Genomic DNA, 14,309 nt, shown 5'->3' on the forward strand with positions numbered 1-14,309 from the left:
TAAGTTTGATTGTTAGAGAAAGTTAAAGTTCAAAGAACAAGTTACTTGCCTGATATTGCTCCAAAGTTCATGCTTAGGCGCAAAATGATGTTCCGCCCTGCATCATCAGCAAAGAATCGGAACCGGCTCAGATAATCACGATAACGTTGGTCAAGCACATTTTGTGCAGTCAGCCTTATTGCCGTCTCTTGGTTAAAGATTTTTAATTCAGTACCGAGGCTTAGGTTAAGCAATCCATACCCTGCTGGCGGGCGTGTGAGGTTTTCGACATAAAACCTGTAGGCTTCTTCATCAGAAACTGCTGGCGGCAAACTGTTCGGCACTTCAAGTCGTGGGTATTGGTCTTGAATGCGTACTAGCGTGGTAGAAATTTCTAAGTAGGTTTTTTCTAAACTCAAGATGCTGGGCAAATCTACATGGCAGCCGATAATGGCTCTGTCGGATGGCATGTTAATCAGCGGCTCGCGCTGCGCTTCATTCCAAGCACGCACTGCGGATAGTGAGGCAAACGCACGCACAATTTCCGACACCTCCCACTCAAAAAAGCCATCAATGCCGTATAGCAGCGCATTAGCCTGTCGATACTCAAATCCGGGAAAGGCACCACGAATCGTGATGACTGGCTCAACCGTCGGGAAAAGATAAATGAAGTTTGAAATTGCGTTACGGTAAAGCGAGAGTTCCAAACGCGTTCTTGCGCCAATATGCCGCAGCGTCGCATCAAGGTTGAAACTGCGTTCTATTTGCAGATTCGGGTCGCCAGTTTCATACTGCGCCGTGCCATGATGCACACCATCACTGTAGAGTTCGTTGATGCTGGGCGCTCGCCATGCAGTTGCAGCTTGCGCACTAATTGACCACTCTGGTGCAAATTGATAGATGACACCCACTGCCCCCGTAACCGTCTGAAAGTTCTGTTGACTTTGAATCACTCCACTTGCTAACTGACGTGCAATCCGCGAACTGCCATAGGGAGTGGCGCGCTGCCAGCGTAAGTCGTAGCGTACTCCAGCATGAACAGTCCAATCGTCTTTTACCCATTCTTCTCGCCAGAATATGCCACCTGTTACTGCGCTGAAGTTTGGAATGAGTCCAGTAAGCCCAAAGTTTTTGTTAGACTGAACTAGTGCCGCTACACCTAGTGCCCCAACGAAGTTTGCAATCGGATAATGATTGAGTTTTGCTTCAGCAGTGTGCGTGTAGAGCGTCAGGTCAAAGGCAGGAATCTCACGTCGACTCGGATCTGTGCCCAGTGGCACATGCGCATCAAACTCTTGTCTGATGTTTTGTTGATAGCCGTAATTGAGTTGAAGATTGCCTAAGCTACCGAGTTTCAATTTTGCACGCAGCGAGAGCAAATCATGTGTAATGCGCTGGCGCGGAAAGTCAATACGAAAAGAAAACGGCTCTGTGATAATCGGTTGCGTACGCTGCATGCTTCGTACCAGATCGGTTACATTGCCAATGTGCGCACTTTTAAGCACCCCAAGTTCTGTCGCAAATCGACTGTAGTAGGCGGTAACCTCGCCCCAGTCACCTGCAATACCCGCCATCGCTGAAGCGTTCAATTCTGTGAATCCTGTGTTGGTCAGAAAGTATTGCGGTGTAGCCGCATCACCAGCGCGACGGTAACTTACTTGGGCGCGCCAACCCACTGCCTCACCAATTGCACTTTCAAGCAACGCTGAGAGTGCTCCTTGTGCATTATTGCCAAAGGCATTGAGCGTAAGTTCTCCACCCAAAGCATGATTTTTGGTAAAGGACGTGGCTCGACACGAACGACACCGCCAATTGCATCTGCACCATACTCGACACTGGCAGCGCCCTTTACGACTTCAATTTTTGCTGCGGCAAAGGGATCAATCTCTGGCGCATGTTCAGCACCCCATTGCTGACCCTCCTGCCTTACCCCTGCATTGAGTACCACCACACGCTGGCTATGTAGCCCACGTACCACTGGCTTTGCAATCGAGGGTCCCGTTTGCAACACTGTTACCCCCGGCAACTCATGCAAGGTCTCTCCAAGCGTCTGCCCACGATGCTTATCAAGGTCTGCTTTCTCCATGCGTGCAATGGACTGCACCGCTTGACGCAACACATCTTTCTCCCGCTCCGATGTAACCGTAATTTCCTCTTTCTTGACATTGAGCAGACTTAGCCTGAAATTGAGCTCCTGATTTTCCATCACCCGCACAGCTACAGTTTGAGACTCATAGCTTACTGCGCTGCACTGTAGCTCATAGTCTCCCAATGGCAAATTCTCAATACGGTACTTCCCTTCAAGATTGGTCAGTGCCCCAAAGCGCGTGCCCAAAATTTTAATTGATGCACCCACAATAGCTTCGCCAGTCTCTCTATCGCGCACCGAACCTGAAAGCGATACAGTCTGCGCATTTACCACTCCCGTCAAGGCTGAGAAAAGCACTACACAACAGACAAGCCGCTGCACTACATCATTGCGCTTGCACATGGTTTGCATTTGAGACCTTTCCAAAAAATTTGGATTCAATGCTCACACGACTCACTTTGGCATGCTCTTTTGCTTAGTCGCCAATTAGCCACATGCGCTAGCGCCACAACTGATGCACCAATCGGGGTCAACGTGTCTTCAACGGTTTCACTTACCCAGCCTGAATGGGCTAGAAAAATCATACCAAAGCCAAGCACCAGCACAACTACCGCCGCCAGGTTACGATGATGCTGAAAGCCATGCCACAGCGCAGAGACACCCACCACCAACCCAAGCGCTATTATGCTCATCTCAACTATGGGATTTGCCAAAAACTCCAGTCCCACCAGCGGCAACAGCGTAAGCACAAATGGCAATGCGGCGCAGTGCACTGCACACAGCATTGAGGTTGAGAAACCAATGGCGTCAAGGTTAATAGATTCAAGTTTGATGATACGCTTCATGCCCCCTCTCCTTTTTTTCATCAAATTTTGCGTCCATAGAACAATTGTCAAAGACTCGCGCAGTTGTCATTGCATCTGCAAATGGGTCGTAATTGCAAGCGAGTTGCATTTTTTGATTCTCTAAAAAATTACCCTCCAAAAAGTTTTTAGCGTGCTCTCTTAAACACCAAAACTCATTAGCCTTTCTTGATTTCTTGTTCAAGAAACTTTATATCATCCTGTCCATTTGGAATCTTGACAAGTTTTTCTGAAAAGCGCCACTGTCCGGTTTTCGGCGACTTGGTTGAATAAACCAACTTAACGGCTTTGAAGCCAAGTTCTACTTTTTTCTTGCTTGCCGCTGTTTTTGCTTCTTTTTTCGCCATACTTTAGAGTTTAGCTTGTTTATGGAAAGGCTCAAAATTTACGCATTTTTTTGACTTTCACATAGTCCTTTGCGCAAATGTGTTTTCATTTACTTACAAATTTACTTACAATTTTTCTGATACCCCTGCACTTTCAAAGGTCGCCATCTCACAGAGCAATTTTTGCAGCGGCATCGAGAATGTGCATTGCCAGCGCAGCCCCAGTGCCTTCACCCAGACGCATATTCAGTGCCAAGATTGGCTCTGCTTTCAGGTGTTGCAATACATCTTGATGCGCACCCTCCGCTGAGAGATGTCCAAAGAAACAGACATCAGACACCTCTGGATTTGCTTTCAGAGCAACGAGTGCTGCCGCTGTTGCAATAAAGCCATCAATCACTATCGGCAGACGGTATTGCGATGCTGCGAAAATCGCGCCTGTCATTGCCGCAATTTCGTATCCGCCAACCGCTGCTAGCCATTCAAGCGCCGTTTTGCATGTTGAGCCATGTCGATCTAACGCCGTGCACACGGCTGCAATTTTGCGTCTTAAGCCTTCATCATCTACACCTGTACCTCTGCCACAGACTTTTTGCGGTGGCAACGCCAGCAATGCCGCACAAAGTGCCGCTGCCGATGTGGTATTGCCAATTCCCATTTCGCCGATACCCAAGAGCTCGAAGCCTTCTTGCTTTGCGCGCTCTACTTCACTTTTGCCTAGTGCAAGCGCTGCGTCAAGTTCCTCTTTGGTCATAGCTGGCTCTGTTGTAAAGTCACGCGTGCCACTTTGCACCGGTTCATTACGAAAATTTGACGCTTGCACATTTGATAAATCCCCATTTACCCCTGCGTTGATAACGCGCAAATCAATCCCACCGTGCCTTGCCAGTACATTGATTGCGGCGCCGCCTCTCAGAAAGTTGAGCACCATTTGCGCCGTAACCTCTTCAGGATAAGCACTCACCCCTCGCTTTGCAACACCATGACTGCCGGCAAAAACCAAAATTCTTTTTCTTCCCACACTGGGTGAAAGCGTGTTTTGAAGCGTAGCCAGACGCACCGCCATTTTCTCTAAGTCGCCTAGCGAGCCTTGGGGCTTTGTCTTGTAATCAAATTTTTTTTGAGCTAACTCGGCTAAATTTTTTTGTAACATACGCTTATGTGTTATGATTTTAGAGTTCTTTTGAGAAAGTCCAGCGTATTTTTCCAAGCATCCTCTGCATCAGTTTTGTTATACCCTCTTGTGTTATTTGGGTTCATAAACGCATGTCCAGAGTTAGTATAGATTTTTAGCTCCACACTCTGACCAAGTTCTTTGAGTGCTGCTTCAAAAGCCTTGACGTTTTCAACAGGGATGCCTCTATCCTGCGCACCAAAAATGCCCAGCACACTGGCTTTGACAGCGCGCAGCTCGTTTTTGTCGCCGCTTACACGTCCGTAGTTAATAACGCAAGCCGTGAGTTTTTCGCCTAACTCCTTTGCTGCCAGCAGCGAATACGACCCACCCATACACCAGCCAATCGTTCCAACTTTAGCAATATCGACTTCAGGTAAAGTTTTCAAGTAGTCATAAGCGCTCTTCAAATCCATTGTGGCACGGTCTTTCGGTAATCCGTTCATTAGTGCGCCGGCTTCATCCGGTTTTGAGGCAACTTTTCCACGATAGAGATCTACAGCTAACACCACGTAGCCTTCGCTCGCCAAAGCATTTGCCATATCTTTTATCCAATCGTTCAAGCCCCACCACTCATGAATCATAATGACAGCGGGATACTTGCCTTTCTCTTCAGGCATAGCTAAATAAGCAGAAACATCATCGCTGCCCGACTTATAGGTAACAGTTTTTGATACCACTTTTGCTTGAAGTGGAATTGCTGCTATAAGCAGTACAAGCAGGAGCAAAAAGGCTCGTCTGTGCATGATGAATTTATGGTTTGGGTCTACTTTGCAAGTGTGTTTTGAGAAAGCGTATCGTGCGTGCCCACGCATCAGCTGCACTTTCAGCGTGATAGCTATCGGTTGTCGGACGTAGAAAGCCAAAAGCAGCTCCAGGATAGACTTTCACATCTACGGCTTTGTTATGCGCTTTTAGCATCTGTGTAAATCGTAAAACGCTTGTTTGGTCTATGCCTACATCGTTTTCGCCAAAGTGCGCCATAACAGGGCAGACAAGGTTTTTATTTTTTCTGTCTCAGTAGGTAACGCTGCATAATTTACGACTAAAGCCGCAATATCTCGCCCTGCTCTATTTGCAACAAAATCTAAGGCGAAAGTGCCTCCCATTGCCACGCCCACCATGCCTACGCGCTGGACTTTCAAATCTTCTTTGAGAAACTTCACCGCTGCCGCCATGCTCTGCTGCGCTTCTGATTCAGGCAAAGCGCGCTCGAGTTCATGGGCTTCCATAAAATCTTGCGGCACTCTCGTGCGATACAAATCCACCGCCAACACGTTGAAGCCTTCGCACGCCAGCAAATCGCACAGCGACTTTGTCCAAGAGTCTAAACCGTAATTATCGTGCAAGAACACCACCGCTGCTGCCGAGTGCACTTTTGGCATTGCAAGATAGCCTAATGTGCAACTTTCCCTTTCTTGTGCATAGACTACCTCAAACCCCAAGCCAATGCAAAGCCCCCAGATGAGCATTAAGGTTATCAAATTGTGAAGATATTGCTGCATTGTTTTTACTTTTTTATTTTTACACTCCATTGCACCACTGCGCGCTGAAAAAAAATATGAAACGCATACTTTTTGCTGTTGTCATCGGCTGCTTTGCACTTTTTGCTGTAACCAGCTCTTCAAATGCTTTTATCTTCAAGAGCGATAACCCTGCGCTGGTTTCCGACTCAACTGAAAAGAAATCAGAAGAAAAACCAGACATGAGCAAGAAAGCAAAGAAAAAGACCAAGAAGAAAGAAAAAGAAGGCTAACGCTCTTAGCTTTTGATTTTGCAGCGCTCAATGCTATGTTTTGCACTTGGGCGCTTTTCTTTTTTACATTATTTGACATTCACTCTGCGTTATGCTTACAGCTCAATTGCTCATTCAATCGCTGGGCTTACAACCGCATCCAGAGGGCGGATTTTTTCGTGAAGTTTATCGCTCCAGCGAATTTCTGCCACACCATGCGTTGCCAGAACGCTTTTCAGGAGATCGATGCTTTGCTACCTCAATTTATTTTCTTTTGCGCAGTTCAGATTTTTCTGCTCTCCACCGCATACGTTCAGATGAAATTTGGCACTTTTATGAGGGCTCACCGCTACAGCTCTATGTGATTACGCCCGATGGCATGCTACAGACGCATAGGCTTGGTCGTCATCTTATGGATGGTGAAGTATTTCAGGCTGTTGTACCTGCAGGCTGTTGGTTTGGTGCAAAAGTTACTGCACCAGATTCGTTTGCGCTGGTTGGCTGCAGCGTTGCGCCCGGTTTTGATTTTGCTGATTTTGAACTTGCCCAGCGTCAGATACTTATGGCAAGCTATCCACAGCACCAGCACATAATTGAAGAACTCACGCACTAAGTTTTGCAAGTCGTGTCGTGTTGTATTAGATTTACTCTTAGTATTACTTGAGAAAGGAGAGACATTTTTTATGCCTCGCTACACACCAGAGCAATTACGTATTCGTAACTCTTCAATTTGGACCAAAGTTCAGTTCATCTTAGCTCCGATTCAATTTGTTGTCTTCATTGTCGGCTTTGTCATTACATTGCTCTATTATCAAGGTATCATTCATGATTTTTCGCTTGTTACGATTGGGGTTTTGGTCAAGACGCTTTTTTTAGTGCTGCTTTTTGTTACGGGCGCCATCTGGGAAAAGGAAGTTTTCGGCATCTGGGTTTATTCACCAGAGTTTTTTTGGGAAGATGTAGGTAGCACAATTGCCATCATTGTTCATTTCTCATACTTTGTCTTGGCTTATTTCAACTATTCAACTGATGTTTTGATTTGGTCAGCTTTCGCTGCATATTTGAGTTATGTGATCAATGCGCTGCAATATCTTGTGCGTGTCTGGCTAGAAAAACGCAATGAGCGGCGCTTGAAAGCCCAAGGTCTGGTTTAATGTCAGGCTGTCCTGACACTTGGCAGACCAAGTGCAAAAGAAGTTTTTAGAAGTAAAAGTAGTAAAGGAGAATAGCTATGAAGTCGAAGGCGGTTGTTTTCACTGCGCCTGAGCATCTGGAGTTGCGCGACGTCAATTTGCGCGATCTTGAGCCCAGTGACGTCTTAGTAGAGACTTTTTGGACCTCCATCAGTGCTGGCACAGAGAAAATGCTGTTCATGGGGCGCTTGCCCAAAATGCAGATGACCGAATACCCCGTCATTCCCGGCTATGAAACTGTTGGTAAAGTTATCAAAATTGGCAGCAACGTCCCTGAGGAATACTTAGGTAAGTTTGTCTATGTGTCAGGTTCCTTTGGCTACACTGATGTCAATGCTGCGTTTGGTGGTGCCTCGCAGTATGTGGTCTCACCCTACCACAAAACCACACGCCTCGATATGCTTGAGGATGTTTCGTTAGGACTTGCACTCCCACTTGCCGCTACTGCCTTGCACATTGTTGATTTAGCCGCAGTAACCGATAAACGCATCCTCGTGCTTGGTGAAGGCGCCGTAGGGCTGCTGGTTTGCGACTTTGCAAAACTCTTCAACGCAGACTTGGTTGCTGCCACTGACCTAAGCGATTTTCGGCTTTCCAAATCATCTGCACATTTGCGCATCAATGTCGCCCATACTTCGCTCGAAGACGCCTTAGGCTCTATGCTCTTTGATGTCGTGATTGATTGCACTGGCTCAATGAAAGCGATTGAAGATAGCCTTAGGTTTCTCAAAATGAATGGAACACTTGTTCTTGGCGGCTACTATGAGCGCATTGATTTGGCCTATCACTTCGCGTTTATGAAAGAAATCAAAATTTTAGCCGCTAAGCAATGGGCACTTGGTGACTTAGACCGTACGCTTGCGATTATGGCTAATAAAGTGATTGATTTTAAGCGCATCTTTACGCACTACAGCTCCGCATGGAATGGTCTCGCAAAGGCATATGAAACAGCATTCTACGACAGCAATTGCCTTAAGCTCGCACTTTCTTGGAAGCCCGAATAAAATCTAGCAAAGATGTTTGTTGTGCTTTATACATACTCGAAAGCTCTTGAAGAGGTCGATGTCTTTCGCAGTGCACATCTAGCCTTTTTGGACAAGGAATATGCCGCAGGGCATTTTGTTGTCTCGGGTCGGCAAAATCCACCTACAGGCGGCGTCTTGATTTCACATCTTGCGTCGCGTGAGCAGCTCGAAGATATCGTGCGCCAAGACCCATACATTCTCAATGGCGTGGCTACTTACCAAGTCATTGAGTTCTTGCCTGCCAAATATGCAGCAGGCTTTGAGGTATTCTTGAAGCAATAAACAGTCTTAACTTGTTGAAAAAAGGAGAAAACTATGCCAGCGCGTAGCATTGCGATTTACGGTAAAGGCGGTATCGGCAAAAGCTTTATCACCACGAACTTGACGGCCATGTTTGCGCTGATGAACAAGCGCGTGTTGCAAATCGGATGCGATCCGAAGCACGACTCTACAACCTCACTTTTTGGCGGTATTTCTCTCCCCACAGTTACGGAAGTCTTTGGTCAGAAGACTCAAACGCACGAAAAAGTCCAACTCGAGGATATTGTCTTCAAGCGGCAGTTAGACGGCTTTCCACAACCTGTTTTTGGTATTGAACTTGGCGGTCCAGAAGTTGGGCGCGGCTGCGGTGGACGTGGCATTATCTCTGGCTTTGATGTCTTGGAACGGCTTGGGCTTTTCAGATGGGATTTGGATGTTATTCTAATGGATTTTCTTGGCGATGTGGTCTGCGGCGGTTTTGCCACACCACTTGCACGCTCGTTGTGCGAAGAAGTCATTCTGGTCGTCTCTAATGACCGACAATCAATTTTTGCCGCAAACAACATTTGCATGGCAAATAATTATTTCAAGACCGTTGGTGGCAGTTCTCGCTTACTTGGCTTGATTGTCAACCGTGATGATGGCAGTGGCATCGCAGAGCGCTATGCGAAAGCGGCAGGCATCAACATTATTATGAATCTGCCTTATAGTTCAGCCGCACGCGATATTGCCGATTCATTTGACGTGGCAATTCGCCTGCCAGAGATTCAAGAAAAGTTTGCTGACCTTTGCCAGCGCATCTGGAACCGTGAAATTCCATACTGTGAAGCGCGCGGCTTGAGCTACAACGAGTTCATGTCACTCTTTGGAGAGGTTGATACACGCAAACCTGAACCTGCACACCTAAGCGATCTTAAACTTGCTACAAACCTTAACCTTGATGCTCACGCACTTGTCAATGCAGGCGAAAGTGCCGCTTCTGCAATGAGCAACTCTCAGAAACCGATTCCGATTGATTTATCGAACTTGCCGCCTGAGCGCAATCAACTCGGCGATAAAGTCGCTATCGGTTCTAATGCCGATTCGCTGCCGCAAACCGACGAATTTATCGCTCCAGCTTCTCGTCCAACAAAACTTCCACCTATGGCTGCCAAGCGTTATGGTGCTATCAAGCCTGTTTTGTCTCAAACCTCTCAACCCAAACGGGCACCCAAAACAGATCATGAGCGTCTGCTTGCCTGCATCGAAAAGTTGCCACGCGTTGAGCGCGACCTTATCACACTCTATGAAATCAAGCACAAAAGTATTGACGAGATTTCCATCGAGCAGCATCTTGATAGACAAGAAATTGAAGCGTACTTAAGCAATGCGCGCCAACATTTAAAGGAACTTTTTTCAGCGAAGACGTGCATTAAATTTCGGCTTAGCATACTTTCCTTTGAAGTCAAACATTTTTAAGCGATGCAGCAATACGACGATACCCTAAAGCAACTTGTTAGCCAGTCACTTAAAGACTCTGAAGAACTTGCCGCACTTGAGCGCCAGTGCACTGAGCAGCCTGAAGATATCCAAGCACACTATACTCTTGCTGAAGCGTTTGCTGCACGCAGTCGATTTGCTGAAGCCTCTCGTGCTTACCGTGCTATCCTTGAGCTTAAACCTGATTTTGAACCTGCTCTTATCGGCTTGGGTATCGCTGAACTTCAACTTGGCAATTTCGAGCAAGCTATCGCTGCACTCTCAAAGGCTGCAGAACTTAATCCTCATTCTGCGGAAATTCAGTTCTACTTAGGCAACGCCTTCGATGATGCTGGCAAGAACGATGACGCAATGCGCGCCTTTCAAAATGCACTTGCACTTCAACCTAATTTCGAAGAAGCCCATCTTGCTCTCGGCTTTCTTCACTACCGCACTGGGAACCGACACGGTGTGCACGAGCAATACCATCGCCTTCAATCGCTGAATAGTCCGCTGGCTGAACAACTTTCTCACCTTTTGTAATTGTGTCTCAGATGAAGTTAGCAAAGTCGTGTTTCGTTATACTCTCTGCGCTCTTTGCACTCTCATGTAACGACCCCAAAGCCAAAGCACGAGAGGATATCCAGAATTTGCAGGAGACCGTAAAATACACTCCGAACAATCCGAAACTCTTTACGCGCCTTGGAGCGGCATATGCTTCACTCGGAGAGTATGAAAAAGCCATTGGCGCCTTTCAAAAAGCTATTGAACTCAATCCGACCGATACCTCCACATTGGTAACGCTCGGTGTGATGGCTTTTCAGCTCGAGCGTTATGCAGATGCACTTTGGGCTTTTGAGAAACTTGCTGCGCTCACCCCGCAAAGTTTTGATGCTCACCGCAACATTGGCAATGTCTATGTCAAGATGAAAAAATTCCGTGAAGCCATTGCTCCCTACCAACGTGCACTCGCCTTAGATTCACTCAATGCCGAAGCATATTTCAGTCTTGGTGTGTGTTACTATGAACTTGGTGAGCGTGATTCTGCTATGATGTGCTACGAGCGCATCAAAGATAAAAAACGCTTATCTTGCTGGCGCCTTGCAACGCAAACTTGCCCCGAAATAACCTTCACTTGGTCACGCTCTGCACAGGGCACTTCAAAAAGAAATCATCGATTAGCCCCTGAAAAAGGCATGCACTTTTTTGTATCTTTGGCATTTCAAAAAAAACTTAGACTCTAACGCACATGTTCAAAATTTCTGTCGTTGGCACGGGGTATGTTGGACTTGTAGCGGGCACTTGCTTTGCTGAAACAGGCAATGAAGTTATCTGCGTCGACACCAATGAAGAGAAAGTCAAGCAGCTTTCTGCTGGTAAGATTACAATTTTTGAGCCCGGCTTAGAAGTGCTCTTCAAACGCAACCTGCGCGAAGGTCGATTGCGTTTTACGACAAGCCTTGCTGATGCGGTCCAAGCCACTGATCTTATTTTTCTTGCCCTGCCTACACCGCAAGGTGAAGATGGCTCTGCCGATTTAAGGTATGTGCTTGGTGTAGCTCATGAGATCGGCAAGCTCATTCGGTCTTACAAAATCATTGTGGATAAATCTACGGTACCTGTTGGCACTGCAGAAAAAGTACGTGCTGTAATTGCTGAAAACGCCAAGTGTGAGTTTGATGTGGTCAGTAACCCTGAATTTTTGCGCGAAGGTGTGGCTGTTGATGACTTTCTTAAGCCAGAGCGCGTAATTATTGGCAGTTCATCACCACGTGCAATTGAGGTCATGAAGCAACTCTATGAGCCCTTTGTCAGGCAAGGCAACCCTATTCTTGTGATGGATGAACGCAGCGCAGAACTCACCAAATATGCTGCTAATGCCATGCTTGCGCTGAAAATTTCATTTATGAATGAAATCTCAAATCTCTGCGATAGAGTTGGCGCTAATGTTGATGCAGTGCGGCGCGGCATTGGTACCGATTCGCGCATCGGCAAGCAATTTCTTTATGCCGGTGTCGGCTATGGCGGCAGTTGCTTTCCCAAAGATGTTAAAGCGCTTATCAAAACCGCAGAAGAATATGGCTATGACTTGAAAATTATGAAATCCGTTGAGCAGGTCAATGACTTGCAAAAGCGCATTTTGATTGAAAAAATTGAAAAGCATTTTGGCGGCGCACAAAACCTCAAAGGCAAGAGATTTGCGCTTTGGGGACTTTCCTTCAAGCCGAACACCGATGACATTCGCGAGGCACCATCGCTTGTTATCATTGATGAACTTTTGAAGCGTGGTGCCAGCATCGCTGCCTTTGACCCCGAAGCTATGGACAATGCACGCAGAATTTATGAAGGTAAAATTACTTTTGTCGCAAAAGACTATGACGCACTCGTAGATGCTGATGCGCTGATTATTGTTACCGAATGGAACGAATTTCGCAACCCTGACTTCCAAAAGATTAAATCTTACCTGCGTGGTAAAGTCATTTTCGATGGACGCAATGTATATGATCCACACAAAATCAAGCAGTTAGGCTTTGAGTATTACAGCATTGGTCGTCCTATTGTGGACTGAGCGTATTTTGCAGTATGCACGCATACCTTGCGCCATTTGCAACTTTTCATCATCTACGCACGCGTGATATGCTCTCGCAACTTTCATCGGCGGCGGCGCTGGGCGTTGATGCCATTAAAATCGATATTGAGACGAACTTAGATAGTGGCTTGCCATCGTTCATCGTGGTTGGCTTGCCCGATAGCGCTATCAAGGAAAGCCGTGAGCGCGTGTTGACTGCATTGAAAAATTCAGGGTTTAGTGTACCGCCCAGAAAAATCACGGTCAATCTTGCACCTGCAGATGTGCGTAAAGAAGGTACAGCATTTGATTTGCCTATTGCGATTGGTGTGCTAGCTTGCATGGGCGTCGTTAGTTTAGAGGTGCTCAAGGGTGTACTTTTGCTTGGTGAACTTGCGCTCGATGGCGCCTTACGCCGTGTCTCTGGTGCACTTCCTATCGCGGTGATGGCGGCACGCGACAATTTTTCACGCATGATTGTGCCAAAAGAAAAAACGCCAATGAAGCTGCTGTGGCTGCCGCCGCACTCTCCTCTAGCTTGCGCATCTATGGCGTCTCTTCACTCAAAGAGACAATTGATTTACTCAACGAACCCGATCGCTTTGCACCAACTTCGATTAACCTTGACGATTACCTTACCTCACGAGCGACATACAGTGTTGATTTTGCAGACATTAAAGGGCAGCAAGATGCAAAACTTGCCATGGAAATTGCGGCAGCAGGTGGACATAACATCATCATGATTGGTCCACCCGGCAGCGGGAAAACCATGCTTGCCAAAGCCCTACCCAGCATTCTGCCGCCTATGCTTTTTGAAGAAGCCTTAGAGACCACAAAAATTTATTCTGTCGCTGGACTTTTACCACCGGGCGCTGCACTTCTCACACAGCGTCCCTTTCGCAGTCCACATCATACCAGCAGCAGTGTGGCTCTCATAGGTGGCGGCAATCAAGCTAAGCCCGGTGAAGTTAGTCTTGCGCATAATGGCGTACTTTTCTTAGACGAACTGCCTGAATTTGCTCGAGCTACGCTTGAAGTGATGCGTCAACCGCTCGAAGATCGTGAAGTAACGGTCTCACGTGCTGCGCTTTCTATCAAGTATCCTGCAAGTTTTATGCTTGTTGCTGCCATGAATCCCAGCCCTGCAGGTGCACTGCGCGACGAAAATGGGAACCTGACAGCCACGCCGCAACAGATTCAGCGATATCTTTCTAGAATTTCAGGACCGCTTTTGGATCGCATTGACATTCACATTGATGTACCAAAGGTCGATCATCGTGCCCTGCTTTCAAAAGAATCCGGTGAACGTTCTGAAGTTATTCGTGAGCGTGTCATCAAAGCGCGAGAAATTCAGCAGCGGCGATTCAAAGACTATCATGCACAATCCATATTTTGCAATGCACAGATGAATACCAAGCTCATTAAAGAGTTTTGTGCGCTCGATGAAAAAAGTGAACAGCGCCTGCTTGACAGCATGAAGCGCTTAAATCTTTCAGCGCGCGCGCATGATCGCATTCTAAAAGTCAGCCGCACGATTGCCGATCTTGATGGCTCGCCGCGCATAGAGATGAAACACCTCATTCAAGCCATTCAATATCGCAGCCTTGATAGAGAATTTTGGAATGTTTGATATCCAA

At 46.9% G+C, this 14,309-nt stretch carries 15 protein-coding genes and 3 pseudogenes; 10 read left to right on the plus strand and 8 right to left on the minus strand.

Annotated features, from left to right (window positions below):
• Window positions 1–41: 41 nt before the first annotated feature.
• The 8 genes and pseudogenes from CMR00_05145 to CMR00_05180 form a co-directional block, all read right to left on the minus strand.
• Window positions 42–1,682 carry a hypothetical protein gene (locus tag CMR00_05145; GenBank protein PIO48320.1) on the minus strand — a complete coding sequence of 547 codons (1,641 nt, stop codon included), beginning with the start codon at window positions 1,680–1,682 and terminating at the stop codon, window positions 42–44.
• Window positions 1,634–2,509: a hypothetical protein gene (locus tag CMR00_05150; protein ID PIO48321.1), complete on the minus strand. Its 876-nt coding sequence runs from the start codon at window positions 2,507–2,509 to the stop codon at window positions 1,634–1,636. The genes CMR00_05145 and CMR00_05150 overlap by 49 nt, the downstream gene beginning before the upstream one ends.
• Window positions 2,506–2,934, minus strand: a complete 429-nt coding sequence (locus CMR00_05155; GenBank protein ID PIO48322.1) for a hypothetical protein — start codon at window positions 2,932–2,934, stop codon at window positions 2,506–2,508. Before CMR00_05155 ends, CMR00_05150 begins: the two co-directional genes overlap by 4 nt.
• A 155-nt stretch (window positions 2,935–3,089) precedes the next feature.
• A complete protein-coding gene (locus tag CMR00_05160) occupies window positions 3,090–3,278 on the minus strand; it encodes a hypothetical protein (protein PIO48323.1) in 189 nt (62 codons plus the stop codon).
• Window positions 3,279–3,383: 105 nt separating this feature from the next.
• Window positions 3,384–4,410: pseudogene (gene cobT / locus CMR00_05165) on the minus strand (nicotinate-nucleotide--dimethylbenzimidazole phosphoribosyltransferase).
• A gap of 11 nt (window positions 4,411–4,421) precedes the next feature.
• Window positions 4,422–5,177 (minus strand): carboxymethylenebutenolidase, encoded by a 756-nt coding sequence (locus CMR00_05170; GenBank protein PIO48324.1) that lies wholly within the window; start codon window positions 5,175–5,177, stop codon window positions 4,422–4,424.
• A 7-nt stretch (window positions 5,178–5,184) separates the two neighbouring features.
• Complete coding sequence (locus CMR00_05175; protein PIO48325.1) at window positions 5,185–5,415, minus strand: hypothetical protein; 231 nt, start codon at window positions 5,413–5,415, stop codon at window positions 5,185–5,187.
• Entirely contained in the window at window positions 5,388–5,966 is a 579-nt protein-coding gene (locus CMR00_05180) for a hypothetical protein (GenBank protein ID PIO48326.1), read from the minus strand. The genes CMR00_05175 and CMR00_05180 overlap by 28 nt, the downstream gene beginning before the upstream one ends.
• 26 nt (window positions 5,967–5,992) lie before the next feature.
• On the opposite strand from CMR00_05180, the gene CMR00_05185 reads away from it, so the two are divergent.
• The 10 genes and pseudogenes from CMR00_05185 to CMR00_05230 all read left to right on the plus strand — a co-directional run bounded on the left by CMR00_05185 (window position 5,993) and on the right by CMR00_05230 (window position 14,302).
• Complete coding sequence (locus tag CMR00_05185; GenBank protein ID PIO48327.1) at window positions 5,993–6,187, plus strand: hypothetical protein; 195 nt, start codon at window positions 5,993–5,995, stop codon at window positions 6,185–6,187.
• A gap of 91 nt (window positions 6,188–6,278) precedes the next feature.
• Window positions 6,279–6,779, plus strand: coding sequence for a hypothetical protein (locus CMR00_05190; GenBank protein PIO48328.1), 501 nt, complete (start codon window positions 6,279–6,281; stop codon window positions 6,777–6,779).
• A gap of 70 nt (window positions 6,780–6,849) precedes the next feature.
• On the plus strand, window positions 6,850–7,320 hold the full coding sequence (bchF, locus tag CMR00_05195; protein ID PIO48329.1) for a 2-vinyl bacteriochlorophyllide hydratase: 471 nt from the start codon (window positions 6,850–6,852) through the stop codon (window positions 7,318–7,320).
• 77 nt (window positions 7,321–7,397) lie between these two features.
• The gene (gene bchC, locus CMR00_05200) at window positions 7,398–8,363 is read left to right on the plus strand and encodes a chlorophyll synthesis pathway protein BchC (protein ID PIO48330.1); all 966 of its coding nucleotides are present in this window, start codon (window positions 7,398–7,400) and stop codon (window positions 8,361–8,363) included.
• Between the two features lie 12 nt (window positions 8,364–8,375).
• Window positions 8,376–8,666 carry a GTP cyclohydrolase gene (locus CMR00_05205; GenBank protein PIO48331.1) on the plus strand — a complete coding sequence of 97 codons (291 nt, stop codon included), beginning with the start codon at window positions 8,376–8,378 and terminating at the stop codon, window positions 8,664–8,666.
• A gap of 33 nt (window positions 8,667–8,699) precedes the next feature.
• Window positions 8,700–9,641: pseudogene (locus tag CMR00_05210) on the plus strand (chlorophyllide a reductase iron protein subunit X).
• A 465-nt stretch (window positions 9,642–10,106) separates the two neighbouring features.
• Entirely contained in the window at window positions 10,107–10,646 is a 540-nt protein-coding gene (locus CMR00_05215) for a hypothetical protein (protein PIO48332.1), read from the plus strand.
• Window positions 10,647–10,657: 11 nt separating this feature from the next.
• Window positions 10,658–11,347, plus strand: coding sequence for a hypothetical protein (locus tag CMR00_05220; protein ID PIO48333.1), 690 nt, complete (start codon window positions 10,658–10,660; stop codon window positions 11,345–11,347).
• A gap of 5 nt (window positions 11,348–11,352) precedes the next feature.
• A complete protein-coding gene (locus CMR00_05225) occupies window positions 11,353–12,672 on the plus strand; it encodes a UDP-glucose 6-dehydrogenase (GenBank protein ID PIO48334.1) in 1,320 nt (439 codons plus the stop codon).
• A gap of 68 nt (window positions 12,673–12,740) precedes the next feature.
• Window positions 12,741–14,302 (plus strand): annotated as a pseudogene (locus CMR00_05230) (magnesium chelatase).
• Window positions 14,303–14,309: the final 7 nt, after the last annotated feature.

The sequence above is a fragment of the [Chlorobium] sp. 445 genome, assembly GCA_002763895.1.
Lineage (GTDB): Bacteria > Bacteroidota > Chlorobiia > Chlorobiales > Thermochlorobacteraceae > Thermochlorobacter.